Genomic DNA, 25285 nt, shown 5'->3' with positions numbered 1-25285 from the left:
GACTGGTTGACTGTGCCTCGTGACCGAGGTGATCAGGAAACGGGATGGGCAGGGCGACGGGGAGCCCGCGACGGAACTCCGGGCTGGTGAGCGCCTTCCGGTGCGGCAGGTGTCCATGTACCAGAGCGTGGCCTGGCCGTTGCGTGCGCTGGCCCTGCTCTCGGTGGACTTGGAGGAGGTGGCGCGGCGGCTGGGGCTGACCCTCGAGAGCTCGTGGGACAGCCGCGGCAGTGTGCGGACCGCGTTCTTCGTGCTGGACGGGATGGACTTCGTCGTCACCCACCACGAGGGGGACGCTCCGGGAACCCACGTGTGGACCCGGTCGGGCGGGCCTGTCGATTCGGCCGCCCGCGTGGGCAGCGTCCTCGCGGCTCTCGGCGTGGGGCCGGAGGCGGTCTCGTACTCCACCTGGGGGGCCGGCACCGGCGATGCGCACATGCCCGCTGCCTGGGGGCGCGGCTGGGACAAGCCGACGCGGTCGCACCAGGACATCTGGGCCAACTTCAAGAAGCGCCCGGGGATATTCGTCGGCAGGGTCACTTTCGATGCGGTGGTCGGGTTCCTCAACGGCTATGACACCGCCGCCGAAGGAGCCCTGCTGGACGGGTTCCGGGAGTGGCTCGCCACCAAGCTGGGCTACGGCTGGAACCTGGTGTACTGGCTCTTGGCCGAGAAGTTGGTCTTTCCCGACGGCCGTCCCGAGGAGCCCTGGTCGCCCGAGACCGAGCAGCACGCCGTGGCCGGGCTGCTCGCTCTGATCGACGAGTTCTACGATCACCTCGCCGACGGTCCGAAGGACCGCACCGAAACGGTCTGACGGAGGGGGGCCCGGGTCGTCGATGACGCCCGCGGCGCGGGAACGCCCGAGGCGGCACCCCCCTTACGGGGAGTGCCGCCCTCGGTTCCGTAACCGGGCTTACCGATCCGCGAGGGATCAGAAGTCCATGTCACCGCCCGGCATGCCGCCACCGGCCGGGGCGGACGCCTTCTCCGGCTTGTCGGCGACGACGGCCTCGGTGGTGAGGAACAGCGCCGCGATGGAGGCCGCGTTCTGCAGAGCGGAACGGGTCACCTTGGCGGGGTCGATGATGCCCTCGGCGATCATGTCGACGTACTCACCGGTCGCGGCGTTCAGGCCGTGGCCGACGGGCAGGTTGCGCACCTTCTCGACGATGACGCCGCCCTCGAGACCACCGTTGACGGCGATCTGCTTCAGCGGGGCCTCCAGGGCCAGGCGCACGATGTTGGCACCGGTCGCCTCGTCGCCCTCGAGCTCCAGCTTCTCGAAGACGGAGGAGGCCTGGATCAGGGCCACGCCACCGCCGGCGACGATGCCCTCCTCGACGGCCGCCTTCGCGTTGCGAACGGCGTCCTCGATGCGGTGCTTGCGCTCCTTGAGCTCCACCTCGGTCGCGGCACCGGCCTTGATGACGGCCACGCCGCCGGCCAGCTTCGCCAGGCGCTCCTGGAGCTTCTCGCGGTCGTAGTCCGAGTCGGAGTTCTCGATCTCGGCGCGGATCTGGTTGACGCGGCCCTGGACCTGCTCGCTGTCACCGGCACCGTCGACGATCGTGGTCTCGTCCTTGGTGATGACCACCTTGCGGGCGCGGCCCAGCAGGTCGAGACCGGCGTTCTCCAGCTTGAGGCCGACCTCCTCGGAGATGACCGTGCCGCCCGTGAGGATGGCGATGTCGTTCAGCATGGCCTTGCGGCGGTCGCCGAAGCCCGGGGCCTTGACGGCGACGGACTTGAAGGTGCCGCGGATCTTGTTGACGACCAGCGTCGACAGGGCCTCGCCCTCGACGTCCTCGGCGATGATCAGCAGCGGCTTGCCCGACTGCATGACCTTCTCCAGCAGCGGGAGGAGGTCCTTCACGGAGGAGATCTTGGAGTTGACGATCAGGATGTACGGGTCCTCCAGAGAGGCCTCCATACGCTCCATGTCGGTGGCGAAGTACGCCGAGATGTAGCCCTTGTCGAAGCGCATACCCTCGGTGAGCTCCAGCTCCAGACCGAAGGTCTGGGACTCCTCGACGGTGATGACGCCTTCCTTGCCGACCTTGTCCATCGCCTCGGCGATGAGCTCGCCGATCTGCGTGTCGGCGGCGGAGATGGAGGCGGTGGAGGCGATCTGCTCCTTCGTCTCGACCTCCTTCGCCTGGTCGAGCAGCGCACCGGAGACGGCCTCGACGGCCTTCTCGATGCCGCGCTTCAGGGCCATCGGGTTGGCGCCGGCGGCGACGTTGCGCAGACCCTCGCGGACGAGCGCCTGGGCGAGGACGGTCGCGGTGGTCGTACCGTCACCGGCGACGTCGTCCGTCTTCTTGGCGACTTCCTTGACCAGCTCGGCGCCGATCTTCTCGTACGGGTCCTCGAGCTCGATCTCCTTGGCGATGGAGACACCATCGTTGGTGATCGTGGGGGCGCCCCACTTCTTCTCGAGGACGACGTTGCGACCCTTGGGGCCCAGGGTCACCTTGACGGCGTCGGCGAGCTGGTTCATGCCGCGCTCGAGGCCGCGCCGTGCCTCCTCGTCGAACGCGATGATCTTGGCCATGTGAAGTGGTCCTCCCGGACTGGGGTGGATGCTCCGGACCGCGCTGGCGCCCGCGACGGACGGCCTGCATGCCCCTGTGGTTCCTTGCCCCACCGGCCTGCGGACCTCACCGACTCGGTCCTTCGTTGTCACTCTCACCTTCAGAGTGCTAACGCCAATGATTAGCACTCGACCCCTTCGAGTGCAAGCTCCTCCCCGTGATCTCCCGGCGATCTCCCGGGGATCGAGAGCCCTCGATCCCCTCCGCGTGTACGCGTGCGCGCACGCGCGAGGGGCCCGCATCCTGTGCGGATGCGGGCCCCTCGGCACCACTGTGAAAGTCGCTGGCCGAAACGCGTCTGCTGCTAGCCGGCGAGCTTGACCATGTCCGCCTGCGGACCCTTCTGGCCCTGCGAGATCTCGAACTCGACTCGCTGACCCTCCTCCAGGGTGCGGTAGCCGTCCATCTGGATCGCGCTGTAGTGGACGAAAACATCCGCACCACCGTCGACCGCGATGAAGCCGTACCCCTTCTCCGCGTTGAACCACTTGACGGTGCCCTGAGCCATGCCTAACTCCCCTATTACTGGCCCTTGCACAGGACCGCACTTCGCGGACCCGGGTCAGACCTCACCCGCTGACAGGAACGGGCGTGCGCCGGAACGCGTCGACCGCCGCTGAATGTATCTGTCCAACTGCCGTCTGCAACAGGTCAATCGGACGAGAATTCCGAGCATGCGTGAACGGAAAAGTAGGCGGAATTCGCCAGAATCCTGGGCAAGTCGGGCCCGGCAAAGCGCACATTCGGCGCATCAGGCACGGGTACTTTGACTGCATCTTGTCGCGCCGGGGCGTGAATTCATATGCGCGTGACATGACCGGCGGCGGGGGCTTCCCCAACTCTACCGCGCTCAACCATGCGGAAATGCCCCCTGCGCACCGTGTGCGGAGGGGGCAATTCCGGAAAGCGCTATCCCTGGGCTAGCAACCGCCGGCCACGGCGGGAATGATCGACACGCCCGCGCCGTCCGGCGTGGCGGTCTCCAGACCCTGCTCGAAGCGGACGTCGTCGTCGTTCACGTACACGTTGACGAAGCGGCGCAGCTTGCCCTGGTCGTCCAGGACGCGGGCGGCGATGCCCGGGTGGTTCTTCTCCAGCGACTCGATGACCTCGGCGAGGGTCGCGCCCTCCGCCGGGACCTCGGCCTGGCCGCCCGTGTACGTGCGGAGGATGGTGGGGATGCGCACGTTGACGCTCATGTCGTGATGCCTTTCAGTACGAGCTCAGGTCGGGTCAGGCCAGGCCGGCGTCGCGGAACGCGTCCAGGCTCGGGCGGATCGTGGCGGTGGGGCCGGTCGTCGGAGCCACGGCGTCCAGGGTCTTCAGGCCGTCGCCCGTGTTGAGCACGACCGTGGTGAGGGACGGGTCCAGCACACCGGCCTCGATGAGCTTCTTCGTCACACCCACGGTCACACCGCCCGCCGTCTCGGCGAAGATGCCCTCCGTACGGGCCAGCAGCTTGATCGCGTCGACCACCTGCTCGTCGTTGACGTCCTCGACCGCGCCGCCGGTGCGGCGGGCGATGTCCAGGACGTACGGGCCGTCGGCGGGGTTGCCGATGGCGAGCGACTTGGCGATGGTGTTCGGCTTCTGGGGGCGTACGACGTCGTGGCCGGCCTTGAAGGCCGCCGACACCGGGGAGCAGCCCTCCGCCTGGGCGCCGAAGATCTTGTACGGCTTGTCCTCGACCAGGCCCAGCTTGATGAGCTCCTGCAGTCCCTTGTCGATCTTCGTCAGCTGCGAGCCGGACGCGATCGGGATGACGATCTGGTCGGGCAGCCGCCAGCCGAGCTGCTCGCAGATCTCGTACGCGAGCGTCTTCGAGCCCTCCGCGTAGTACGGGCGGAGGTTGACGTTCACGAAGCCCCAGCCCTCGCCGAGCGGGTCGCCGATGAGCTCGGAGCAGAAGCGGTTGACGTCGTCGTAGTTGCCCTCGATGCCGACCAGGTCACCGCCGTACACCGCGGCCATGACGACCTTGCCCTGCTCCAGGTCGTGCGGGATGAACACGCAGGAGCGGAAGCCGGCCCGGGCGGCGGCGGCGCCGACCGCGCCCGCCAGGTTGCCGGTGGAGGAGCAGGACAGGGTGGTGAAGCCGAAGGCGCGGGCGGCCTCCAGGGCCTGGGCGACGACGCGGTCCTTGAAGGAGTGCGTCGGGTTGCCGGAGTCGTCCTTGACGAAGAGCTTGCCCGGCTCGACGCCGAGCTCGCGGCCCAGGTTGTCGGCCTGGACGAGCTTGGTCCAGCCCGGGTTCAGGTTCGGCTTGTCCGCGACGTCGGCGGGGACGGGCAGCAGGGGCGCGTACCGCCAGATGTTCGCGGGCCCGGCCTCGATCCGCTTGCGCAGGGCCTCGGGGTCGCCGCTCGGCAGGTCGTACGCGATCTCGAGCGGCCCGAAACACTGCTCGCAGGCGAAGAGGGGGCCGAGGGGGAAGCGCTCACCACATTCGCGACAGGAAAGCGCGGAGGCGGGCCCGAGGTCGACGTTCTGGGTGGTGTCCGGGGTGGCGACGGTCTGTACAGCCATGGAGGCGAGGCCCTTTCTCCTCATCTTCCTCATGGCGCACTTCGCCATGAGACGGATTTGGCACCTTCCCTAGCCGGGGCCTCGCGTTGCGCAGATGTGCGAGTGCCGACTGGAGGGTTGCCGGGGCTTCAACGGGCCGTATCCCTCTGCCCCTCTGGATGAGCGGTATTCGATTGTGTGCGCGGGGGACCCGACATGTGTCGGCCATCCGCGTTGTTCAAGACTGTAACCGAACCCCTGGACGCTCGAGATGGTCGTCCGATACGCGAGATGGAGATCACGTGCTGGAAGAGGTGGAGCGCTGGCTGGACCGGCGGTCCTGGTCCGTTGCGGAGCGACCGCTCGACCAGCTGCTCGCCGCGAAACGCGGGGCGACCCGCGGTACGACCGTCAGTGTCGTCCTGCCGGCGCTCAACGAGGAGGCGACGGTCGGCGAGATCGTCACCGTGATCCGCCGCGAGCTGATGTCCGGCGCCGTGCCGCTGGTGGACGAGCTGGTGGTGATCGACTCGGGCTCGACCGACCGTACGGCGGAGGTGGCGCGCGCGGCCGGGGCTCGGGTGGAGCACCGGGACGCGATACTCCCCCGGATACCGGCGCTGCCCGGCAAGGGCGAGGTGCTGTGGCGGTCGCTGTTCGTGACGAGCGGCGACATCGTGTGCTTCGTCGACGCGGACCTGGTCGACTTCTCGGCGGACTTCGTGACCGGGATCGTGGGGCCGCTGCTGACCGACCCGTCGGTGCAGTTCGTGAAGGCGATGTACGACCGGCCGCTGGGCGGTGCCGTCGGCCAAGGCGGACGGGTGACGGAGCTGGTGGCGCGGCCGCTGCTGAACCTGCACTGGCCGCAGCTGGCCGGGTTCGTCCAGCCGCTGGGCGGCGAGTACGCGGCGCGGCGCTCGCTGCTGGAGCGGCTGCCGTTCCCGGTGGGGTACGGGGTGGAGCTGGGCCTGCTGGTGGACGCGTTGCACACGGTGGGGCTCGACGCGCTGGCCCAGGTGGACGTGGGCGTGCGCAAGCACCGGCACCAGGACGACCGGGCGCTGGGGCGGATGGCGGCGGCGATCTACCGGACGGCGCAGCTGCGGCTGTCGCGGGGGCACCTGGTGCGGCCGCGGCTGACGCAGTTCGACCGGGGGGAGACGGGGTTCGTGCCGCGGACGCACGCGGTGGACACGGAGGAGCGGCCGCCGATGGCGAGTGTGGCGGAGTACACACGACGGCGGCGCGTGGCGTGACGGGCGTACGTTTGAGCGTTTCGGCTACGGGCTAGGTTCGTCTCCATGGCGCCCCAGATTCTCGTTGCTTCGAACAGAGGTCCGGTCAGCTACGTGCCGCGTGAGGACGGCACGCTCGACGCCCGGCGAGGCGGGGGCGGGCTGGTCTCGGGCCTGTCCGCGATCGGGCCGGACGCGGGGGCGCTGTGGGTGTGCGCGGCGCTGAGCGACGGCGACCGGGAGGCGGTGCGGCGCGGGATCTCCGAGCCCGGTGTGCGGATGCTCGACATCGACGCGGCGACGCACTCGGCGGCGTACAACGGCATCGCGAACTCGGTGCTGTGGTTCGTGCACCACATGCTGTACCAGACGCCGCTGGAGCCCGTGTACGACGCGGAGTTCCGGCGCCAGTGGGACGCGTACCGGCTCTACAACCGGGCCTTCGCGGCGGCGCTGGCGGCGGAGGCGGACCGGGGCGCGACGGTGATCATCCAGGACTACCACCTGGCGCTCGCCCCCGGCATGCTGCGCGAGCTCCGCCCCGACCTGCGGATCGGGCACTTCTCCCACACGCCGTGGGCGCCGCCGGAGTACTTCCGGATGCTGCCGGACGACATCGCCGAGGAGCTGCTGCTCGGCATGCTGGGCGCGGACCGCCTCGGCTTCCTCACCTCGCGGTGGCGGCGCGCCTTCCAGGACTGCTGCCAGGCGGTGCTCGGGCACTACGACGGGATGGCGTACTGGCCCCGGGACCAGGAGCCGAGCTTCGAGTACCGCATCCCGGGCCATCAGCGGCGGCGGACGTACCTGGGCGTGCACGGCCTGGGCGCGGACGCGGACTTCCTGCGCGAGCGGTCGCGGCGGGCGGACGTGGACGACCGGATGGCGGCGCTGCGGGAGCAGATCGGCGGGGCGGACCGGCGCGTGATCGTCCGCGTGGACCGCACGGAGCTCTCCAAGAACATCGTGCGCGGCCTGCTGGCGTACCGCGCCCTCCTGGAACAGCGCCCGGAGTGGCGCGAGCAGGTGGTCCACCTCGCCTTCGCCTACCCCTCCCGGCAGGACCTGCCCGTGTACCGCGAGTACACGGCGCGGGTGTCGCAGCTGGCGGACGAGATCAACGCGGAGTTCGGCCGCGACGGCTGGACCCCCGTCATCCTCCACGTCGAGGACGACTTCGCCCGCTCGCTGGCCGCCTACCGCCTCGCGGACGTGGCCCTCGTCAACCCCATCCGCGACGGCATGAACCTCGTCGCCAAGGAGGTCCCCGTCGTCTCCGACCATGGCTGCGCGCTGGTGCTGTCGCGGGAGGCGGGCGCGTACGAGGAGCTGCGCGACGCGGCGATCACCGTGAACCCCTACGACGTGACCGGCACCGCCGAGGCGCTCCACGAGGCCCTGACGATGCCGACGGCGGAACGCGACGAACGCACCAAGCGCCTCGCCTCCGCGGCGACGGCACTCCCGCCCCACCAGTGGTTCCTGGACCAGCTGCAGGCGCTGCGCGAGCTGGGCTAGGGGGCTGTTCCCCCACCCCTCCCCTCACCGAAACCGGGGCTCCGCCCCGGACCCCGGTGAGGGGCGTCGTAGCTGGGGGGCTGACGCCCCCCACACCCCCTGAGCGCGCCCGCTTCGCGGCGCGCAGCGCCCGCCGCAGCGGGCGCGGGGAGCAGCCCTCGGGACCTCGCCTCTCCGCCGCCGGGCTCGGGGCGGCGCGAAGCTGCCGCGCAGGGGGTGCGGGGCGCAGCCCCGCTAACCCCGTCTCCGGGGGGCTGGGGGCGCAGCCCCCAGTTACGGGAAGGGGCGGGGTGGGGGGCTAACCCACCCGGCGGGCCAGCGACTGCAGGAGGTCCACCACCGCCGGCGGGCCCGGGACCGCCAGGTCCGCGCGGGTGGCGAGGTCGGGGACCTCGGCGCTGGCGCTGCAGATGAGGAGGCCCGGGGTGCCGTCGGAGCGGAGTTTCTCGACGGCCGCGAAGGCGGGGAGGTCACCGAGGTCGTCGCCGGCGTACAGGACCGTCGTGGCGCCGGTGGCGCGGACGTGGTCCGTGAGGGCGACGCCCTTGTCCATGCCCGGGGGCCGCAGCTCCAGGACCAGGCGGCCGGGCTCCAGGACCAGGCCGTGGCGGGTGGCGAGGTCGGCCAGGGGCTCGCGGAGGGCGTCGAAGGCGGCCTGCGGGTCCTCCGCGCGGCGGGTGTGGACCGCGACCGCGCGGCCCTTCTCCTCCGTCCAGGTGCCGCGCCACGCGCCCGCGCGGTCCAGGACGCCCGGCAGCTCCGCGCGGACCGCCGCGACGCCCGGGTGCTCCGGCGCCGCGCGGACCGTGCCCGTCACGGCGTCCCAGCGCTCGGCGCCGTAGTGGCCGAGGACGACGAGGTGTTCCAGGCCCGGTACGCCGGCGAAGCCGCCGTACCGTACCGCCACGCCCGCCGGGCGGCCGGTGATCACGGCGATGGACGCGACGTGCGGCGCCAGCGCCGCGAGGGCGGCGACCGCGCCGGGGTGGGCGCGCGCCTGCTCGGGGTCGTCGACGATCTCGGCGAGGGTGCCGTCGAAGTCGAGGCCGACGACCGCCCGCTCGGGATGGGCCAGGAAGGAGTCGAGGCCCTCGCGGCCGGCGCTGGTGGTGGGGCGCGGCAATGCGTTCTGTTCGGTGCCCATGAGCGGAAACCTATCCACGGGCGCCGGTGCACACACCTACCGCCGGGCCTCCCGCGCCGCCCGCACCCGCCGCAGCCGGTTGACCGTCACGGGGTCGTGCCGCAGCGCCCTCGGGTCGTCGAGGAGCGCGTTGAGCAGCTGGTAGTAGCGCGTCGGCGACAGGCCCAGCTGCTCCCTGATCGCCCGCTCCTTGACGCCGGGGCCCGGCCACGAGCGGCGCTCCATGGCCAGGACGGCCTGATCACGAGCACTGAGGTCGGCGGTCATATGAAGAACATAGCGACTCGGGCTACTCGGCCGCTTCCGCGTCCGTCGCCACCTTCGCTATCCCCTGCAGCACCGCCTCCGGGTCCCCGTCCGGCGCCACCGCCTGGCCGATGGTGCGCTTGACGCTCTCGCTGACCTTCGCCCACGACGTCTCGCCCACCGGGTACAGCTCCGACGTCGGCAGCGCGTCCAGGAACGGCTTCAGGTCCGCGTGCTCGGGGTCGGCGGCCATCGCACTGTTCGCGGTGACGGTGACCGGGAGGATGTCGTACCGGTCGGAGAACTCCAGCACGTTCTTGTCCTGGTAGACGAAGTCCAGGAACGCGCCGGCCTCCCGCCGGTGGCCGTTCTGCTTGAAGGCCATCATCCAGTCGGCGACGCCCATCGACGCCTTGGCCCTGCCGTCGGCGCCCGGCAGCGGCACCGTGCCGACCTTCACGCCCGCCTTCTCGGCCGTCTGCATCAGTGTCGGGTGCCCGTTGAGCATGCCGACCTCGCCGCGCGTGAAGGCGTCGAACGCCTGCTGCCGGTCGAGCTTGCCGGGCGCGACGGGGCCGGTCAGGCCGGGGCCGACGAGCTCGTTCTTGAGCCACGTGAAGGTCTTGACGTTGTCGACGGAGTCGATCTCGTACGAACCGCCGCTGTCGTCGCGGTAGCCGCCACCCCCGCTGAGCATCCACTGCATGGTCTCGGCCTGGGCCTCCTCGGAGCCCAGCGGCAGCGCGAAGGGGTACTTCACGCCCTCGTCCTTCAGCTTGGCGGCCGCCGCCGCGAGGTCGGCCCAGGTCTTCGGCGGCTTGACGCCCGCCTTGTCGAAGAGGCCCTCGTTGAAGAAGAGCAGCCGCGTGCTGGCGGCGAACGGCATGCCGTACTGCACCCGGTCGACCTCGCCGGCCCGGGCGAGCAGCGGCAGGAATTTGGCCTGGGTGGGGACGGAGAGCAGTTCCTCCGCCTTGTAGAGCTTGCCCTGCTTGGCGTAGTCGGCGTACGCGCCGATCTGCGCGAGGTCGGGCGCCTCGCCGCGGTTCACCATCTCGGCGACCTCGCGGTCGACGTCCTTCCAGGACAGCACCTTCACATCGATCTTGATGTGCGGGTGGGTCTTCTCGAACTCCTTGGCAACGTTGTCCCAGTACGCCTGCGACGTGTTGGAGGCGTTGCTTCCGTAGTCGGCGGCGACCAGCCTGAGGGTGACGTCCTCGGATTCACCGGACCCGCAGGCCGACAGGCTCGCCGTCATGCCGAGTGCGGCCACCGCCGCGGTCAGTCCCAAAGAGCGGCGTCGCTGCACAGCCTTGTCCCACCTTCATTCACCTACCGAGGGGATGAGGTCTACACCACTGGGTATCGCTTCCACAACTCCGGTCTGCTAGACCGGCAGGGACCTGTACGCGTACGACGCCGTAGGAGTCCCTCGCATGTCCCGTACCGCAGCAGAGATTGCCACCCAGCCGGCCTGCTGGCGCCGCGCCGCCGAGGCCGCCGCGTCGTTCGCGGAGGGGCTCCCGCGCCCCGGCGAGCGGGTCGCCGTGACCGGGTGCGGCACGTCGTGGTTCATGGCCATCGCGTACGCGGCGCTGCGGGAGGCGGCGGGGCACGGCGAGACGGACGCCTTCGCGGCCTCGGAGTTCCCCTCCTCGCGCGCGTACGACCGGGTCGTGGCGATCACCCGCTCCGGGACGACGACCGAGGTGCTGCGGCTGCTGGACGAGCTGCGCGGGCGCGGGGTGGCCACGCTGGCGCTGACCGCCGACCCGAAGACGCCGGTGATGGAGGCGGCGGACGCGGTCGCGGTGCTGGACTGGGCGGACGAGGAGTCGGTGGTCCAGACGCGGTTCGCGACGACGGCGCTGGCGTTCCTGCGGGCGGGGCTCGGTGACGTACCGGGTGTGAAGCCGGTCGGCGAGGCGGCGGTGGACGCGGAGCTGGCGGTGACGGAGCCGCTGCCGGAGGCGGTGCTCGCGGCGGAGCAGTGGACGTTCCTGGGGCGGGGCTGGGCGTACGGGCTGGCGCTGGAGGCCGGGCTGAAGATGCGTGAGGCGGCGGGCGCGTGGACGGAGGCGTACCCGGCGATGGAGTACCGCCACGGCCCCATCGCGATCACCGGCCCTGGGCGGGTCGCGTGGGTCTTCGGCGCCCTGCCGGAGGGCCTGGCGGCCGAGGTGGCGCGGGTGGGGGGCACGCTGCACGCGCACGCGACGGCGGATCCGATGGCGGACCTGATCCGGGCGCAGCGGCTGGCGGTGGCGCTGGCGGAGGCGAAGGGGTACGACCCGGACCGGCCGCGCAACCTCACGCGGAGCGTGATCCTGACCCCGTAGCCGTAGGCGGGTCGTACGGAAAGCGTTTTGTATGCGGTGACAACAATCCACGAAGTGGACTAGACCTTTCACGGGTTCACGAGCCACACTGTCTCCGTGAGACGACACGTCATCGCCCTCGATGTGGGCGGCACCGGCATGAAGGCCGCCCTGGTCGGAGCCGACGGGGCGCTGCTGTACGAGGAGCGCCGCGCGACCGGCCGGGAGCGCGGCCCCGACGCGGTCGTGGAGTCCATCCTCGGCTTCGCCGCGGACCTGCACGCCCACGGCCGCGAGCGGTACGGCACCGGCGCCGTGGCCGCCGGTGTCGCCGTGCCCGGCATCGTCGACCGCGACCGCGGCGTCGCCGTCTACGCCGCCAACCTGGGCTGGCGCGACGTCCCGCTCCGCACCCTGCTGTCCGACCGGCTCGGCGGGCTGCCCGTCGCCCTCGACCACGACGTACGCACCGGCGGGCTCGCCGAGGGCCGCGTCGGGGCGGGCCAGGGCACCGACCGGTTCCTCTTCGTCCCGCTGGGCACCGGCATCGCGGGCGCCATCGGCATCGGCGGCACCATCGAGGCCGGCGCCCACGGCCACGCCGGCGAGCTCGGCCACATCGTCGTCCGCCCCGGCGGCCCCGCCTGCGGCTGCGGCCAGCGCGGCTGCCTGGAGACCCTCGCCTCGGCCGCCGCCGTCAGCCGGGCCTGGGCGGCGGCCTGCGGCGACCCGGCCGCGGACGCGGCGGACTGCGCCAAGGCCGTCGAGTCGGGCGACGAGCGGGCCGTACGCGTCTGGCGCGAGGCGATCGACGCGCTCGCCGACGGGCTGGTCACGGCGCTCACCCTGCTGGACCCCCGCACGCTCATCATCGGTGGCGGTCTCGCCGAGGCCGGGGAAACGTTGTTCACACCCCTGAGGGCGGCCGTCGAGGAGCGGGTCACGTTCCAGAAGCCGCCCGCCATCGTGCCGGCGGCCCTCGGGGACACCGCCGGATGCCTGGGCGCGGGCCTCCTCGCCTGGGATCTGCTCTCCACGGACCCCGCCCCTGACTCGGAGGTACCCGCCTGATGGCCGATCGCACTGTTCTCGCCGGCGCCCGCGTGGTGCTGCCGACCGGGACCGTCGACAGCGGGCGGGTGATCGTCGAGAACGGCCGGATCGCCGAGCCCGCCCCCGTACCCGACGGCGTCCCGGCGGTGGACCTCACCGGGCACTGGGTCGTCCCCGGCTTCGTCGACCTGCACAACCACGGCGGCGGCGGCGCGTCCTTCACCTCCGGCACGGTCGAGGAGGTCCTCCAGGGCGTCCACACGCACCGGCTGCACGGCACCACCACCCTCGTCGCCTCCACCGTCACCGGCGACATGGACTTCCTCGCGCACCGCGCGGGCGAGCTGTCCGAGCTCGCCGAGCAGGGCGACATCGCCGGCATCCACTTCGAGGGCCCCTTCATCTCCCCCTGCCGCAAGGGCGCCCACAGCGAGGGGCTGCTGCGCCACCCGGACCCGGCCGAGGTGCGCAAGCTCGTCGACGCCGGGCGCGGCCACGCCAAGATGGTCACCCTCGCCACCGAACTGCCCGGCGGCATCGACTCCGTACGCCTGCTCGCCGAGCACGGCGTCATCGCCGCCATCGGGCACACGGACGCCACGTACGAGCAGACCGTCGAGGCCATCGAGGCGGGCGCCACCGTCGCCACGCACCTGTTCAACGCCATGCCGCCGCTCGGCCACCGCGCCCCCGGCCCCATCGCCGCGCTGCTGGAGGACGAGCGGGTCACCGTCGAGCTCATCAACGACGGCACGCACCTGCACCCGGCGGCGCTGGAGCTGGCGTTCCGTCACGCGGGCGCGGCACGGGTCGCGTTCATCACCGACGCGATGGACGCGGCGGGCTTCGGCGACGGCGTCTACCACCTCGGCCCGCTGGAGGTCGAGGTGCGCGACGGCGTGGCCCGGCTGGTGGAGGGCGGCTCGATCGCGGGCTCCACGCTCACCCTCGACACCGCCTTCCGACGGGCCGCGACGGTCGACGGACTGCCCGTCGAGTCGATCGTCCAGGCACTCTCCGCCAACCCGGCGAAGCTGCTCGGCCTGTACGACAGGGTCGGCTCCCTGGAGCCGGGCAAGGACGCGGACCTGGTCGTCCTGGACGCCGACTTCACGCTCACGGGCGTAATGCGCAAGGGCGCATGGGTGATCGAGCCGCAGCTGGGCTGATTCCGGCCCGTGTCGACGCGGGGCGGCCGGCACCCTCTAGGCCAACCGCCCCGCGTTTGGCATGATCAGGGCCCGGAAGACGCGGAAGACGACTGGGCTGGGGGTGCGCCACCACATGATCCTCACGGTCACCCTCAACACCGCCCTCGACCTCACCTACACCGTCGGCGCCCTGGTGCCGCGGTCGTCCCACCGCGTCACCGACGTCATCGAACGCCCCGGCGGCAAGGGCCTCAACGTCGCCCGCGTCCTCGCCTCGCTCGGCCACGAGACGGTGGTCACCGGCTTCGCGGGCGGCGCCACCGGTGAGGTCGTCCGCGGCCTGCTCGCCCCGCTGCCCGGCGTGCGCGACGCACTCGTACCGATCGCGGGCGCCACGCGCCGCACGGTCGCCGTCGTCGACGCCTCCACCGGCGACACCACGCAGCTCAACGAACCCGGCCCGGTCGTCTCCCCCGCCGAGTGGTCGGCGTTCCTCTCCTCGTACGACGCCCTCGTCGACGGGGCGAGCGCCGTCGCCCTGTGCGGCAGCCTGCCGCCCGGGGTGCGCGTCGGCGCGTACGCGGAGCTGATCCGCCGCGCCCGCGCCGCCGGCGTACCCGTGCTGCTCGACACCAGCGGCGAGCCGCTGCGCCGGGGCATCGCCGCCCGCCCCGACATCGCCAAGCCCAACGCCGACGAGCTCGCGCACCTCACCGGCGCCCGCGAGCCGCTGCCCGCCACCCGCGACGCCCGCCGCCGGGGCGCCCACGCCGTGGCCGCCTCGCTCGGCCCGGACGGGCTGCTCGCGGTGACCCCCGACGGCACCTGGCGGGCGGCGCCGCCCGCGCCGGTGAAGGGCAACCCGACGGGCGCGGGCGACTCGGCGGTCGCCGGGCTGCTGTCCGCGCTGGTCGAGGGCGAGGCCTGGCCGGAACGCCTGCGCCGCGCGGTGGCGCTGGCGACGGCGACCGTGCGGGCCCCGGCCGCCGGCGAGTACGACCCCCGGACGTACCAGGAGCTCCTGGACCGGATCACGGTGACGGAGCTGGTCGCAGCCGCGTAAACGGAGCCCTACGGAGGTCCCCGAGATGCCCCTCGTTCCCACCGGCGAGCTCATCGCCCAGGCCAGGGCGGCGCGGCGCGCGGTCGCCGCGTTCAACGTGATCACGCTGGAGCACGCGGAGGCCATCGCGGCCGGGGCCGAGCGGACGGAGGCGCCCGCCGTCCTCCAGATCTCCGAGAACGCCGTGCGGTTCCACGGCGGCGACCTCTCCGCCATCGCCGCCGCCGCGTCCGCCGTCGCCCGCGCCTCCACCGCCCCGCTGGGCCTCCACCTCGACCACGTCGTCTCCCGCGACCTGCTGCACGCGGCGTACGCCGAGGGCTTCGGCTCGGTGATGTTCGACGCCTCGAAGCTGCCGTACGGCGACAACGTCAAGGCCACCGCCGAGGCGGTGCGCTGGGGCCACGAGCGCGGCATGTGGGTCGAGGCCGAGCTGGGGAGGATCGGCGGCAAGGACGGCGAACCGCCGCTGGACGCCCACACCCCCGGGGTGCGTACGGACCCGGCCGAGGCCGCCGCCTACGTCGCCGACACCGGCGTCGACGCCCTGGCCGTCGCGGTCGGCTCCACCCACGCCATGACCACGCGCACGGCGACCCTCGACCACGCCCTCATCGCCGCCCTGCGCGACGCCGTCCCGGTCCCCCTGGTGCTCCACGGCTCCTCGGGCGTCCCGGACCCCGAGCTCCGCGCGGCGGTCGCCGCCGGCATGACGAAGATCAACATCGGTACGGCCCTGAACACGGCCTTCACGGGCGCGGTGCGCGCCTTCCTGGACGCCGACGCCGACGCGGGCGCCTCGACCGTCGACCCCCGGAAATACCTCGTCCCCGCTCGCGAGGCGATGACGGGGACGGTGGCGCACTTCCTGACGGTCCTCGGCTGACCGAGGACCGGCCGATCAGGGCGTCCTGACCTCGAGCCAGTCGAGGATGGCGTTGCACTGGTTGCCCTGCTCGCACGAGATCTTGAGCTCGTTCTCGCCCTCCTTGAGGGTGACCGGCGCCCAGGTGGTCTGCCAGTTCTTCTCCCAGTTCGGGTCCGTGGAGCTGATGAAGTTCTTCAGACCCAGGGGGTTCGAGTTCGCCTTGCCGTTGACGGTCAGCGTGGCGTTGGCGTCCTGCGCGGGGATGGCGTAGCGCACGTACAGCTTGTACTCGCCCGCCTTGTCGACCTTCGCCTTCCAGGTGACGGAGGCGCCGACGGCGTTGAAGCCCGTCACGTACGCGCCCTCGGTGCCTTCGGCACCCTTCACGTCCTTGGCCAGCACGGCGGGCGCGCCCAGCTGCAGCGTCGCCGCGTCCTGCTTGGGCAGCTCCTGCGGCTTGTCGTCCTCGCCGCCCTTGGAGGGCTCGCCGCTCGGGGACTCCTGGGCCTGGGAGGCGGGGGCCGACGGGCCGGCCTGGTCGCCCTTGTCCTTGTCGCCGGTGTTGGTCAGGACCGCGACCGTGATGCCGATCACCACGACCAGGACGACCGCGATGGCGCCGATCAGCAGGCCCTTGGTGTTGGGGCCACCGCCCCGGCCGCCGCGCTGCGGGGCCTGCGGGGGCATCGCCTGGGGCGGCGGGCCGTACGTCTCGGGCGCGGCGTACTGCGGCGCGGGACGCTGCTGCGGCGGGACCTGGGCGTGGCCGTGGGCGTAGCCGCCGTACTGGCGCTCGCCGACCGCGCGGACCTGGTTGTACGACGTTCTCGGCACACCGGGCTGCGTGCCCGCCGCGGGACCGGGATAGCCGTAGCCGCCCTGGCGCGGGGCCTGCGCCCCCGCCGCCTGCCCGTCCGCGTACAGGTAGCCGAACGGATCGTCGTCCTCGGGCGTGCCCGCGCCGTTGCCGTTGTTACCGGCAGCCATCCCTGGTCACTCCTCATCCCTGCTCGCCAGCGGTCACCGACCCGGGCGAGCCTACCCCGAATGGCCTAGGGGGTCCCCCGTGGATCTTGCCGGGCTCGCGTGGCCTGGCACGGGCATCTGCCCCCGCTCCCTGATCCGGCCCGATCCGCGGGCGACCCCCTACCCGGCCCGGCGATGAACCTTGGAGCGGGAGCGCTTCTCTATGTACATGCGCTGGTCAGCGGAGTTCAGGACCTCTTCGACGGACATTCCGCACTCCGCCCAGCCGATGCCGAAACTCGCCCCCACCCGGACCGCGCGGCCGTCGACCCGGATGGGCGGGATGATCGCGTTCCGCAGCCGGACGGCGAGGTCGGCGGCGTCGGCCGCGCCGAGGCCGTCGGCGAGGACGACGAACTCGTCGCCGCCGAGCCGGGCGACGGTGTCGCCGTCCCGGACGCCGGCGGTGAGGCGGCGGGCCACCTCGATCAGGACGGCGTCACCGGTGTGGTGCCCGAACCGGTCGTTGATCGACTTGAAGCCGTCGAGGTCGCAGAAGAGGACCGCGAGCCCCTTCGTACCGTCGTCGACGTCGTTGTCGGCGGGCGGCGCGACCGTGTGGACGTGGTGGTCGTACGCCCCGGCGGCGTCGGGACCGAAGTCGAACCCGTGGCCGTGGTTCTGCTGGGGCGGGTGCGGGTGCTGGTTCTCGTACTCGTAGTCGAACTCGTACGCGGCGCTCTCGGGGGCGTACGCGTCCGGCGTCGACGCCGCCGACCGGACCGCCTGCGGGCGCGCGCACAGCCGGGAGCTGAGGCGGGCGCGGAGCTCGGCGCTGTTGGGCAGGCCCGTCAGCGCGTCGTGCGAGGCGCGGTGGGCGAGCTGGAGCTCGTGCCGCTTGCGCTCCTCGATGTCCTCGACGTGGGTGAGCAGGAAGCGCGGCCCGTCGGCGGTGTCGGCGACCACCGAGTTCCGCAGGGACACCCACACGTACGTGCCGTCGCGGCGCCCGAGGCGCAGCTCGGCGCGGCCGCCCTCGGCGGAGGTGCGCAGCAGGGTGCCGATGTCCTCGGGGTGGACGAGGTCGGCGAAGGAGTAGCGCCGCATGACGGAGGCGGGACGGTTCAGCAGCCGGCACAGCGCGTCGTTGGCGCGCAGCAGCCGGCCGTGCTGGTCGCCGCCCATCTCGGCGATGGCCATGCCGGAGGGCGCGTACTCGAAGGCCTGGCGGAACGACTCTTCACTGGCCCGCAGGGCCTGCTGCTCACGCTCCAGGCGGACCAGCGCCCGCTGCATGTTTGCTCTCAGCCGGGCGTTGCTGATCGCAATCGCGGCCTGCGAGGCGTACATCTGGAGCGCCTCCTGGCCCCAGGGGCCGGGGCGACGGCCGTTGCGGGGCCGGTCGACGGAGATGACCCCGAGGAGCTCGCGGCCGCTGCCCGAGGCGTACATCGGGGCGTAGAGGCGGTCGCGGGGGTGCCACTCGTCCTCGAAGCGGGGCTCGGGGCCCTCGGTGTGCCACTGGGGGACGTCGTCCTCTATCAGGACCCAGCCCTCGGTGTGCGGGATGAAGCGCAGGTCCCCCCACGCCTCGCCCATGGACAGGCGGCGCTCCCAGGAGGCGCGCGAGCCGACCCGGCCGGTGATCAGCGCTTCGGCGGCGGCGCTGCCGGCGAAGGCGGCGACGACCAGGTCACCGTCGGGGCGTACGAGGTTGACGCAGGCCAGCTCGTAGCCGAGGCCTTGGATGACGCCGTCGGCGACGGTTTGCAGCGTGTCGGCCAGACTGCGGGCCGTGTTGAGGTTGGCGACGACCTGATGCAGCTGCCGCAGGGTCGCAAGACGGACGTACGGCTCCGACTCGGTCTCCATTGCTCGCTCTCCCCGAGACCTCGACAGCAACTCCAGGGTTCTCATCGGCGCTCGTGTTGCACTGTCATCGGCCACTGAATCACAGCGAGCTGCGCACCCGGTACACAGGGTCAACAATTCCCGGGCTCTGTGACTCAAGTCACAAACGGTGGGGTCGGGGCGCGTGGGAGGCACTGCGGCGCGGCGTTCCTTTGCTTCCGGCAACTCCCCGGCCGCTTCCGGCACGGGGTCCTAGGACCCGGCTGGTCCCTTGGGCCGATGCGGCCGGTAGGCGGGCAAGGTTAGCGTTCCGGGTGTGTTCCCGACGACCCCGCCTTCAGCCCCCGCCGTCCCCCATCCTGAGGGGGTGAGCAACGACGAGTTCCGTGCCGCCATGTCGCGGCTGGCCGCGGGTGTGGTGCTGGTGACCGCCGTCGAGCCGCCGCTGGGCGAGGACGTCGGCATGACGGCGACGGCCTTCATGTCGGTGTCGCTGGACCCGCCGCTGGTCATGGTCAGCCTGCGCAACGGCTCCCGCATGGACGACCTGCTGGACGAGCAGCCGCTGTGGGGCGTCTCGGTACTCGCCGAAAGCCAGCGGCACATCGCGGGGCGCTTCGCGATGAAGGGCCGCATCAGCGACCGGCTGCTGTTCGCCGACATCCCGTACACGCGCGGCGAGGCGAGCGGCGCGCCCCTGGTGGGCGGGGCCCTGGCCACCCTGGAGTGCCGTACCGAACAGCGCGTGGTGGCGGGCGACCACACCCTGGTGATCGGCCGCGTGCTCGGCGCCGACTTCCCCAGCCCGCAGGGCGAGCCCCTGCTGTACTTCCGCGGCAAGTACCGCCACCTGAGCTGAGGCCGGTGAGGCGACTACGACCAGTCGCGGGACGAGCGTCCGCGCTTGGTCTCGGCGCGCTGCTTCTTCTCCCGCAGGCGGCGCTCGTTGATCCCCCGGGGGATCTTCGTCGCACGGCGCGGCTTCGGCGGCGGAGCCGTCGCCTCCGCCAGGAGGGACGCCAGCCGCACCGCCGCCGTCTCGCGGTTGCGCCACTGCGAGCGGTGCTCCGAGGCGCGGACGCTGACCACGCCGTCCACCAGGCGCCCGCCGAGCCGCTGGAGCGCCCGCTCCTTCCAGACCGGCGGGAGCGACTCCGTACGCGCGAGGTCGAAGCGCAGCTCCACCTGCGAGTCGCTGGTGTTCACGTGCTGCCCGCCCGGCCCGGAGGACCTGGAGAAACGCCACATGAGCTCGGCCTCCGGCAGGGAGACCGAGCCGCGGATGACATAGGGACCGGACATGCCCACCATGTTCCCGGTCCCGACGCGGTCACGTCACCCCGTTTTCCGGCCCCGGGTCATGGAACCCTTGGGCTGCGCACCGCGTTATGTGAAGTGACGCCAGTCAATGAACTACGAAGGGGACTCCATGGCTGTAAGCCTGTCCAAGGGCGGCAATGTCTCGCTGACCAAGGAGGCGCCGGGCCTGACCGCCGTCACTGTGGGCCTCGGCTGGGACGTCCGCACGACCACCGGCACCGACTTCGACCTCGACGCCTCCGCCATCGGCGTCGACGCCTCCGGCAAGGTCGTCTCCGACGGCCATTTCGTCTTCTTCAACAACAAGTCGACGCCGGACCAGACCATCGTCCACACCGGTGACAACCGCACCGGCGAGGGCGGCGGCGACGACGAGCAGATCAACGTCAACCTCGCGGGCCTCCCCGCCACCGTCGACAAGATCGTCTTCCCGGTCTCCATCTACGACGCGGTCAACCGCTCGCAGAACTTCGGCCAGGTGCGCAACGCCTACATCCGCATCGTCAACCAGGCCGGCGGCGCCGAGATCGCGCGCTACGACCTGAGCGAGGACGCCGCCACCGAGACCGCCATGGTCTTCGGCGAGCTGTACCGCAACGGCACCGAGTGGAAGTTCCGCGCCGTCGGCCAGGGCTACGCCTCGGGCCTGGAGGGCATCGCCCGCGACTTCGGCGTCAACCTCTGACGCGTCGCCCCCTTCGGTACGGCCCCGGCGGCGAAGACCGCGCCGGGGCCCCCAGGGGGTGTCCGGCGGATCATGCTGGGCTCGCGACGCCCTGCGACGCCGCTCGCTTATCCAGCCTGATCCGCCGGACACCCCCTACTGTTTTCACGTGATCGTCGAACCCCTGGGGGTCCGGGAGGACGGCTCGCTGCCCGGCCCGCTCCTCACCGAGCTGACCGAGCTGTACGCGTCGAACCGGGAGTTCCAGCAGCTCAGCGGGGACTTCCCGGACCCCGACGACATCCGGCCCGAGCAGGTCGCCGCCTCGCTCGCCGAGGAGCTGGCGCACCCGGACGCCGAGGTGCTGCTCGCCCGTTCGGCGGGGCACGTCATCGGCGTCTCGGTGACCCGGGCGCACCACCCCACCGACCCCGACGACCCGGACCCCTGGATCGGGCTGCTCATGGTCCACGCCCGCGACCACCGCGTCGGCTTCGGCCGCGAGCTCGCCGAGATCGTCGAGAAACGCTTCCGGGAGGCGGGCCGCCAGGGCGTCAGGCTGGCGGTCCTGGAGAACAATCCCAAGGCGGTCGCCTTCTGGAGGGCGCTCGGGTACGAGGAGCTCGACCGCCGCAAGGACCTGCGGCTCGGCCGCGACTCCGTGGTCATGCGCAAGGCGCTGTAGGCCACGCGCGGGGCCTCCCGGGGACCTCGGGCCTCGTCACGGCCGGGCCGGGCGTTCCTCGCCGTACAGCCAGACGTCCCACACCGCGCTCAGGTCCTTCCCGGCCCTGCCCTCCACGTACCGCGTGAAGTCGGTGGTCGAGGCGTTGCCGTGCCGGTGCTCCGCCGGCCAGCCGCGCAGGATCGCGAAGAAGGTGTCGTCGCCGACGGCCTGGCGGATCTTGTGCAGGACCATCGCGCCCCGGCCGTAGACGGGCGCGTCGGAGATCCGCTCCGCCGACGGCGGAGCGGCGGGCGGGAAGGCCCAGTTCGCCGCGTCGGCGAAGGCCTCCTCGAAGTTCTCCTGCGCGGGCTTGTCCTCGAAGTCCTCCGCGTACAGCCACTCGGCGTACGTCGCGAAGCTCTCGTTGAGCCACATGTCCCGCCACGATTCCGGCGAGACCGAGTTCCCGTACCACTGGTGGGCCAGCTCGTGGACGACGAACTCCACCGTGAAGGTGTCCGCCGCGAAGAAGGGCCGGGTCTGCGTCTCCAGCGCGTACGGCACGTCGACGGTCGGGTCCACGATCGCGCCGACGGAGGAGAAGGGGTACGGGCCGAAGTTCTCCGCCTCCCACTCCAGCAGCTCGGGGATGCGGGCGAGCAGTTCCTGGTCCGCCTCGGAGCCCTTGGTGGCGGTGTGGACGGGCAGCCCGGACGGCGTGCGCGAGACCTTGGTCTCGTACCGGCCCACGGCGACCGTCGCGAGGTAGCTCGCCATCGGCTCGGCGGAACGCCAGGCGTACGTCGCGCGCCCGCGCCGCGTGCGGTGCTCCTTCAACTCGCCGTTGGACAGCGCCTCGTACCCCTCCGGGACGGTGACGGTGACCGCGTACGTGGCCTTGTCGCTGGGGTGGTGGTTGCCGGGGAACCACGTCATCGAACCGGTCGGCTGGCCCAGCGCCAGTGCCCCGTCGGAGGACTTCAGCCAGCCCTCCTCGGCGTCCTCGTCGGTGTAGGAGAGCGGGACGCCGGAGTAGCGGATCACGGTACGGAAGGTGGCGTCGTCGGCGAGGTCGCTCGCGGGCCGGACGGTCAGCTCCTCGCCGGAGCGGCTCACGGCGGCGGGCTCGCCGTCGACGGTGGCGGAGCGCACCGTCAGCCCGGCCAGGTCGAGGTTGAAGGCGCTGAGGGCCTGGGTGGTGCGGGCGGTGATGTCGGCGGTGCCGGTGAGGCGGCCGCTGGCGGGGTCGTAGTCGAGGGTGAGGGCGTAGTGCCGGACGTCGTAACCGCCGTTGCCGAGCCGGGGGAAGTACGGGTCGCGCAGGCCGGCGGCGCCGGGCTCGGCCGCCACGGCCGCGCCGCCGCCGCTCGTACAGCCCGCGGTGAGGGTTCCGGCGAGCAGCAGGGCGGCGGCGGTCCGCACACGTCTCCGTAAGGGTCGGTGATCCACGCACCGATCCTACGGACGGCCCGCGGTCACTTGCCCAGCGAGGCGACGCCCGCCTGGGCGTACTTCTCGTCGAGGTCGCCGCTGGGCGCGCCCGCCACGCCGATGCCCGCGATCGGCGCGCCGTCGGCCGCGACCGGGGCGCCGCCGCCGAGGAAGAGGGTGCCCGGGATGTCCTTGAGGTTCGGCGCGTTCTGGAGGCGCTTGACGAGCTCGGACGTCGGGGCGTTCCAGGAGACGGCGGTGAACGCCTTGCGGATGGCGGAGTCGTACGACTGCGGGCCGGCGCCGTCGCCGCGCAGGGTGACGAGGGTGGTGCCGTTGCGGTCGACGACGGCGACCGTGACGCGCTGGTTGTCCTTCTCGGCGGCCTTGAGGGCGGCCTGCGCGGCCTTGGTGGCGGCGTCGATGGTGAGGTGCTGCGTGGTGCGCAGGTGGTGGTCGGAGGCGTCGACCGTCTGCGCGGGCGCGGCGGCCGGGGCGGCGGGCGCGGCGGCGTTCGCCGATATCGCGCCGAAGGTACCGGCGGACAGGGCGGCGGCGGCGACGGCACCGGTCAGGACGCGGGCGCGCAGCGACATCTTCTTCACGGGGACTCCTTCGTACGGCTCGTACTGCTCGTACGTTCGGGGGAGGGCTACGTCTTCGATCCTGGGGCCGCCGACGGGGGTCCGGGGTCAGCCGATCGGTTGATGCCGCGCCGCCGTGCCCGGGTGAGGATGGCGGCGTATGACGGTCGTATGGACAAGGAGCGCGCCGTGGAGCAGGACGCCGACGCCCGCAGGCTGGCGCGGGTGATGCACGCCGCGTTCTTCGCGCTGCTCGGCGCCTCGCTGGTGCGGTTCCTGCTGCGCCACCCGTGGGCGGAGCTCGGCCCGTGGGTGGTGGGCCTTTCGGCGGCGCTCGCGGTGCTGTACGTCCTGCCGAGCCCGCGCCGGCTGGCCTGGCTGGGCACCGTCGTCGCCGTGTGGGTGGTGCTGGTGGTGCTGGCGCCGAGCTTCGCGTGGTGCGCGGTGCCTCTCTTCTACACCGGCCTGCGCACGCTGCCGCCGCGCGCCGCGCTCGCGCTGGTGGTGCTGCTGACGGCGTTCGTGGTCGCCGCGCAGCTGCGGCTGTCGGACGGCGCCCTGGACCCGAACGTGCTGGTCGCGCCGCCCGCCGTCGCGGCGATCGCCACCGCCGTGTTCCTGCACACGCGGCGGCAGGCCGACCGGCTGGCGGCGACCGAACGGCGCGAGGGCACCCTCGCCGAACGGCAGCGGCTGTCGATGGAGATCCACGACACCCTGGCGCAGGGCCTGTCCAGCCTGCGCATGCTGCTCCAGGCCGCCGACCGCACCTGGGACGTCGACCCGGCGACCGCGCGCCGCCATGTGCGTACGGCCGCGTCGATCGCCGAGCGCGACCTCGCCGAGGCGCGCCGCTTCGTCCACGACCTGGCGCCCGCCGACCTCGCGGGCGGCGCGGACCTGGAGGACGCGCTCGCCGCCCTCGCTGCCCGCGAATCGACCCGTGCACCGGCCCGCGAATCGGCCCGTGCACCGGCACGCGAGTCCGCCGGAGGGCCGGCCCGCGACGCGACCGACGGCGCGACCCGCGAATCGGCCGGCGAATCGACCGCCGCCGCGGCCGCCGCCTCGGCCCGCGACGCGACCCGCGAATCCGCCCGCGCCGCGGCCGGCTTCCCGGTCGCCTTCCGCGTCGACGGCACGCCGATCGCCGCCCTGCCCGACCGGGTGCGCTCCGCGCTGCTGCGCATCGCGCAGGGCGCGCTCGCCAACGTCCGCGAGCACGCGGGCGCGACCTCCGCCGCGCTGACCCTCACCTACCTGGACGACCAGGTCGTGCTCGACATCGCGGACGACGGCCGCGGTTTCGACCCCGCCGCCGTACGCAAGGGCCTCCGCGGCCACGGGCTGCCCGCGATCCGGGCGCGCGCCGAACAGCTCGGCGGCACCCTCACCATCGAATCCGCGCCCGGCGAGGGCACGGTCCTGTCGGTCTCGATCCCCCTGGAGCCCCCGCGATGAGCGCCGTACGCATTCTGCTCTGCGACGACCACGCCGTCGTACGCGCCGGGCTGCGCGCCCTGCTCGCCAGCGCGCCCGGCATCGAGGTCGTCGGCGAGGCGGGCGGCGGCGAGGAGGCGGTCGCCATGGCCGCCAAGCTGACTCCGGACGTCGTCCTGATGGACCTCCAGCTCGGGGAGGGCATCGACGGCGTGGAGGCCACGCGCCGCATCGCCTCGCCCGAGGTGCGGGTGCTGGTCCTCACGACGTACGACACGGACGCCGACGTCACCCGCGCCGTCGACGCGGGCGCCACCGGCTACCTGCTGAAGGCGGAGCGCCCGGAGGAGCTGTTCGCCGCGATCCACGCCGCGGCGGAGGGCCGCCGGGCCCTGAGCCGCACCGTCCCGCAGCACCGCGCCCCCTCCCTCACCCACCGGGAGCTGGACATCCTGGGCCAGCTGGCCCGGGGCCTCGGCAACCGGGAGATCGCCCGGGCGCTCTTCATCAGCGAGGCGACGGTCAAGACGCACCTGGGCCGCATCTACGCGAAACTCGGCGTGGACACGCGCGCGGGCGCGGTGGCGGTGGCGAAGGAGCAGCGCCTGCTGCCGTAGCTCTCGTAGGAGCCGGGCTCCTCGGCGTGACACCATCGACC

General features: G+C 72.4%; 25 protein-coding genes and 1 riboswitch. Of the genes, 13 read left to right on the top strand and 12 right to left on the bottom strand.

What is annotated here, in order from left to right:
- Window positions 1-19: 19 nt before the first annotated feature.
- Entirely contained in the window at window positions 20-817 is a 798-nt protein-coding gene (locus AC07FJ_RS30930; protein ID WP_479052495.1) for a hypothetical protein, read from the top strand.
- A gap of 117 nt (window positions 818-934) precedes the next feature.
- Here AC07FJ_RS30930 and groL read toward each other — a convergent pair whose 3' ends face one another.
- The 4 genes from groL to thrC form a co-directional block, all read right to left on the bottom strand.
- A complete protein-coding gene (gene groL / locus AC07FJ_RS30925; RefSeq protein ID WP_355355581.1) occupies window positions 935-2557 on the bottom strand; it encodes a chaperonin GroEL in 1623 nt (540 codons plus the stop codon).
- Between the two features lie 344 nt (window positions 2558-2901).
- Window positions 2902-3105 (bottom strand): cold-shock protein, encoded by a 204-nt coding sequence (locus AC07FJ_RS30920; protein ID WP_031073244.1) that lies wholly within the window; start codon window positions 3103-3105, stop codon window positions 2902-2904.
- 412 nt (window positions 3106-3517) lie between these two features.
- Window positions 3518-3796, bottom strand: coding sequence for a ubiquitin-like small modifier protein 1 (locus AC07FJ_RS30915; protein WP_355355584.1), 279 nt, complete (start codon window positions 3794-3796; stop codon window positions 3518-3520).
- 34 nt (window positions 3797-3830) lie between these two features.
- Window positions 3831-5147 (bottom strand): threonine synthase, encoded by a 1317-nt coding sequence (gene thrC / locus AC07FJ_RS30910; RefSeq protein WP_479052494.1) that lies wholly within the window; start codon window positions 5145-5147, stop codon window positions 3831-3833.
- A riboswitch (SAM riboswitch) is annotated at window positions 5141-5288 on the bottom strand. It overlaps the preceding gene by 7 nt.
- Window positions 5289-5404: 116 nt before the next feature.
- On the opposite strand from thrC, the gene AC07FJ_RS30905 reads away from it, so the two are divergent.
- Together AC07FJ_RS30905 and AC07FJ_RS30900 are read left to right on the top strand one after the other, a co-directional pair.
- Window positions 5405-6361 carry a glucosyl-3-phosphoglycerate synthase gene (locus AC07FJ_RS30905; RefSeq protein WP_479052493.1) on the top strand — a complete coding sequence of 319 codons (957 nt, stop codon included), beginning with the start codon at window positions 5405-5407 and terminating at the stop codon, window positions 6359-6361.
- Window positions 6362-6406: 45 nt separating this feature from the next.
- A complete protein-coding gene (locus AC07FJ_RS30900; protein ID WP_479052492.1) occupies window positions 6407-7858 on the top strand; it encodes an alpha,alpha-trehalose-phosphate synthase (UDP-forming) in 1452 nt (483 codons plus the stop codon).
- A 298-nt stretch (window positions 7859-8156) separates the two neighbouring features.
- On the opposite strand, the gene otsB is transcribed toward AC07FJ_RS30900, so the two are convergent.
- From otsB to AC07FJ_RS30885, 3 genes are read right to left on the bottom strand one after another with little or no spacing between them, the layout of a single operon-like run.
- A complete protein-coding gene (gene otsB / locus AC07FJ_RS30895; protein ID WP_479052491.1) occupies window positions 8157-9002 on the bottom strand; it encodes a trehalose-phosphatase in 846 nt (281 codons plus the stop codon).
- A 36-nt stretch (window positions 9003-9038) separates the two neighbouring features.
- Window positions 9039-9269 (bottom strand): DUF3263 domain-containing protein, encoded by a 231-nt coding sequence (locus AC07FJ_RS30890; RefSeq protein ID WP_361417252.1) that lies wholly within the window; start codon window positions 9267-9269, stop codon window positions 9039-9041.
- 22 nt (window positions 9270-9291) lie between these two features.
- A complete protein-coding gene (locus AC07FJ_RS30885; protein WP_479052520.1) occupies window positions 9292-10509 on the bottom strand; it encodes an extracellular solute-binding protein in 1218 nt (405 codons plus the stop codon).
- A gap of 178 nt (window positions 10510-10687) precedes the next feature.
- Here AC07FJ_RS30885 and AC07FJ_RS30880 point away from each other — a divergent pair, with 178 nt between their 5' ends.
- The 5 genes from AC07FJ_RS30880 (at window position 10688) to AC07FJ_RS30860 (ending at window position 15722) form a co-directional block, all read left to right on the top strand.
- On the top strand, window positions 10688-11590 hold the full coding sequence (locus tag AC07FJ_RS30880) for an SIS domain-containing protein (protein ID WP_468294117.1): 903 nt from the start codon (window positions 10688-10690) through the stop codon (window positions 11588-11590).
- Window positions 11591-11728: 138 nt separating this feature from the next.
- Window positions 11729-12640, top strand: a complete 912-nt coding sequence (locus tag AC07FJ_RS30875) for an ROK family protein (protein WP_479052519.1) — start codon at window positions 11729-11731, stop codon at window positions 12638-12640.
- Window positions 12640-13791: an N-acetylglucosamine-6-phosphate deacetylase gene (gene nagA / locus AC07FJ_RS30870; protein WP_479052490.1), complete on the top strand. Its 1152-nt coding sequence runs from the start codon at window positions 12640-12642 to the stop codon at window positions 13789-13791. The genes AC07FJ_RS30875 and nagA overlap by 1 nt, the downstream gene beginning before the upstream one ends.
- Before the next feature lie 115 nt (window positions 13792-13906).
- Window positions 13907-14836 (top strand): 1-phosphofructokinase family hexose kinase, encoded by a 930-nt coding sequence (locus AC07FJ_RS30865; protein WP_479052489.1) that lies wholly within the window; start codon window positions 13907-13909, stop codon window positions 14834-14836.
- A 25-nt stretch (window positions 14837-14861) separates the two neighbouring features.
- Entirely contained in the window at window positions 14862-15722 is an 861-nt protein-coding gene (locus AC07FJ_RS30860; protein ID WP_479052488.1) for a class II fructose-bisphosphate aldolase, read from the top strand.
- Between the two features lie 15 nt (window positions 15723-15737).
- Here AC07FJ_RS30860 and AC07FJ_RS30855 read toward each other — a convergent pair whose 3' ends face one another.
- The gene (locus AC07FJ_RS30855; protein WP_479052487.1) at window positions 15738-16691 is read right to left on the bottom strand and encodes a CBM35 domain-containing protein; all 954 of its coding nucleotides are present in this window, start codon (window positions 16689-16691) and stop codon (window positions 15738-15740) included.
- 159 nt (window positions 16692-16850) lie between these two features.
- Window positions 16851-18542, bottom strand: coding sequence for a diguanylate cyclase CdgB (gene cdgB, locus AC07FJ_RS30850; protein WP_468294130.1), 1692 nt, complete (start codon window positions 18540-18542; stop codon window positions 16851-16853).
- 295 nt (window positions 18543-18837) lie between these two features.
- Between cdgB and AC07FJ_RS30845 the strand changes: the two genes are divergently transcribed.
- Entirely contained in the window at window positions 18838-19380 is a 543-nt protein-coding gene (locus AC07FJ_RS30845) for a flavin reductase family protein (protein ID WP_479052486.1), read from the top strand.
- 14 nt (window positions 19381-19394) lie between these two features.
- Here AC07FJ_RS30845 and arfB read toward each other — a convergent pair whose 3' ends face one another.
- Complete coding sequence (gene arfB, locus AC07FJ_RS30840; RefSeq protein ID WP_361417231.1) at window positions 19395-19832, bottom strand: alternative ribosome rescue aminoacyl-tRNA hydrolase ArfB; 438 nt, start codon at window positions 19830-19832, stop codon at window positions 19395-19397.
- A gap of 118 nt (window positions 19833-19950) precedes the next feature.
- Here arfB and AC07FJ_RS30835 point away from each other — a divergent pair, with 118 nt between their 5' ends.
- Window positions 19951-20526: a TerD family protein gene (locus AC07FJ_RS30835; RefSeq protein ID WP_479052485.1), complete on the top strand. Its 576-nt coding sequence runs from the start codon at window positions 19951-19953 to the stop codon at window positions 20524-20526.
- Between the two features lie 148 nt (window positions 20527-20674).
- Window positions 20675-21190: a GNAT family N-acetyltransferase gene (locus AC07FJ_RS30830; protein ID WP_479052484.1), complete on the top strand. Its 516-nt coding sequence runs from the start codon at window positions 20675-20677 to the stop codon at window positions 21188-21190.
- Between the two features lie 36 nt (window positions 21191-21226).
- Here AC07FJ_RS30830 and AC07FJ_RS30825 read toward each other — a convergent pair whose 3' ends face one another.
- Both AC07FJ_RS30825 and AC07FJ_RS30820 read right to left on the bottom strand, forming a co-directional pair.
- Entirely contained in the window at window positions 21227-22621 is a 1395-nt protein-coding gene (locus AC07FJ_RS30825; RefSeq protein ID WP_479052483.1) for a M1 family metallopeptidase, read from the bottom strand.
- A gap of 26 nt (window positions 22622-22647) precedes the next feature.
- Window positions 22648-23208 (bottom strand): GlcG/HbpS family heme-binding protein, encoded by a 561-nt coding sequence (locus AC07FJ_RS30820; RefSeq protein WP_479052482.1) that lies wholly within the window; start codon window positions 23206-23208, stop codon window positions 22648-22650.
- A gap of 150 nt (window positions 23209-23358) precedes the next feature.
- Here AC07FJ_RS30820 and AC07FJ_RS30815 point away from each other — a divergent pair, with 150 nt between their 5' ends.
- Together AC07FJ_RS30815 and AC07FJ_RS30810 are read left to right on the top strand one after the other, a co-directional pair.
- On the top strand, window positions 23359-24648 hold the full coding sequence (locus AC07FJ_RS30815; protein WP_479052481.1) for a sensor histidine kinase: 1290 nt from the start codon (window positions 23359-23361) through the stop codon (window positions 24646-24648).
- On the top strand, window positions 24645-25244 hold the full coding sequence (locus AC07FJ_RS30810) for a response regulator (RefSeq protein WP_479052480.1): 600 nt from the start codon (window positions 24645-24647) through the stop codon (window positions 25242-25244). The genes AC07FJ_RS30815 and AC07FJ_RS30810 overlap by 4 nt, the downstream gene beginning before the upstream one ends.
- Window positions 25245-25285: the final 41 nt, after the last annotated feature.

It is taken from the genome of Streptomyces sp. NPDC045998 (assembly GCF_056430285.1).
This window is presented reverse-complemented; position numbering and strand designations above follow the sequence as displayed.

Excerpts from the sequence above, each read along its gene's own strand:
- groL (WP_355355581.1), bottom strand. The coding sequence starts at position 2,557 with ATGGCCAAGATCATCGCGTTCGACGAGGAGGCACGGCGCGGCCTCGAG.
- AC07FJ_RS30920 (WP_031073244.1), bottom strand. The coding sequence starts at position 3,105 with ATGGCTCAGGGCACCGTCAAGTGGTTCAACGCGGAGAAGGGGTACGGC.
- AC07FJ_RS30915 (WP_355355584.1), bottom strand. The coding sequence starts at position 3,796 with ATGAGCGTCAACGTGCGCATCCCCACCATCCTCCGCACGTACACGGGC.
- thrC (WP_479052494.1), bottom strand. The coding sequence starts at position 5,147 with ATGAGGAGAAAGGGCCTCGCCTCCATGGCTGTACAGACCGTCGCCACC.
- AC07FJ_RS30900 (WP_479052492.1), top strand. The coding sequence starts at position 6,407 with ATGGCGCCCCAGATTCTCGTTGCTTCGAACAGAGGTCCGGTCAGCTAC.
- otsB (WP_479052491.1), bottom strand. The coding sequence starts at position 9,002 with ATGGGCACCGAACAGAACGCATTGCCGCGCCCCACCACCAGCGCCGGC.
- AC07FJ_RS30890 (WP_361417252.1), bottom strand. The coding sequence starts at position 9,269 with ATGACCGCCGACCTCAGTGCTCGTGATCAGGCCGTCCTGGCCATGGAG.
- AC07FJ_RS30885 (WP_479052520.1), bottom strand. The coding sequence starts at position 10,509 with ATGACGGCGAGCCTGTCGGCCTGCGGGTCCGGTGAATCCGAGGACGTC.
- AC07FJ_RS30880 (WP_468294117.1), top strand. The coding sequence starts at position 10,688 with ATGTCCCGTACCGCAGCAGAGATTGCCACCCAGCCGGCCTGCTGGCGC.
- AC07FJ_RS30875 (WP_479052519.1), top strand. The coding sequence starts at position 11,729 with ATGAAGGCCGCCCTGGTCGGAGCCGACGGGGCGCTGCTGTACGAGGAG.
- nagA (WP_479052490.1), top strand. The coding sequence starts at position 12,640 with ATGGCCGATCGCACTGTTCTCGCCGGCGCCCGCGTGGTGCTGCCGACC.
- AC07FJ_RS30865 (WP_479052489.1), top strand. The coding sequence starts at position 13,907 with ATGATCCTCACGGTCACCCTCAACACCGCCCTCGACCTCACCTACACC.
- AC07FJ_RS30860 (WP_479052488.1), top strand. The coding sequence starts at position 14,862 with ATGCCCCTCGTTCCCACCGGCGAGCTCATCGCCCAGGCCAGGGCGGCG.
- AC07FJ_RS30855 (WP_479052487.1), bottom strand. The coding sequence starts at position 16,691 with ATGGCTGCCGGTAACAACGGCAACGGCGCGGGCACGCCCGAGGACGAC.
- cdgB (WP_468294130.1), bottom strand. The coding sequence starts at position 18,542 with ATGGAGACCGAGTCGGAGCCGTACGTCCGTCTTGCGACCCTGCGGCAG.
- arfB (WP_361417231.1), bottom strand. The coding sequence starts at position 19,832 with ATGGTGGGCATGTCCGGTCCCTATGTCATCCGCGGCTCGGTCTCCCTG.
- AC07FJ_RS30835 (WP_479052485.1), top strand. The coding sequence starts at position 19,951 with ATGGCTGTAAGCCTGTCCAAGGGCGGCAATGTCTCGCTGACCAAGGAG.
- AC07FJ_RS30815 (WP_479052481.1), top strand. The coding sequence starts at position 23,359 with ATGGACAAGGAGCGCGCCGTGGAGCAGGACGCCGACGCCCGCAGGCTG.
- AC07FJ_RS30810 (WP_479052480.1), top strand. The coding sequence starts at position 24,645 with ATGAGCGCCGTACGCATTCTGCTCTGCGACGACCACGCCGTCGTACGC.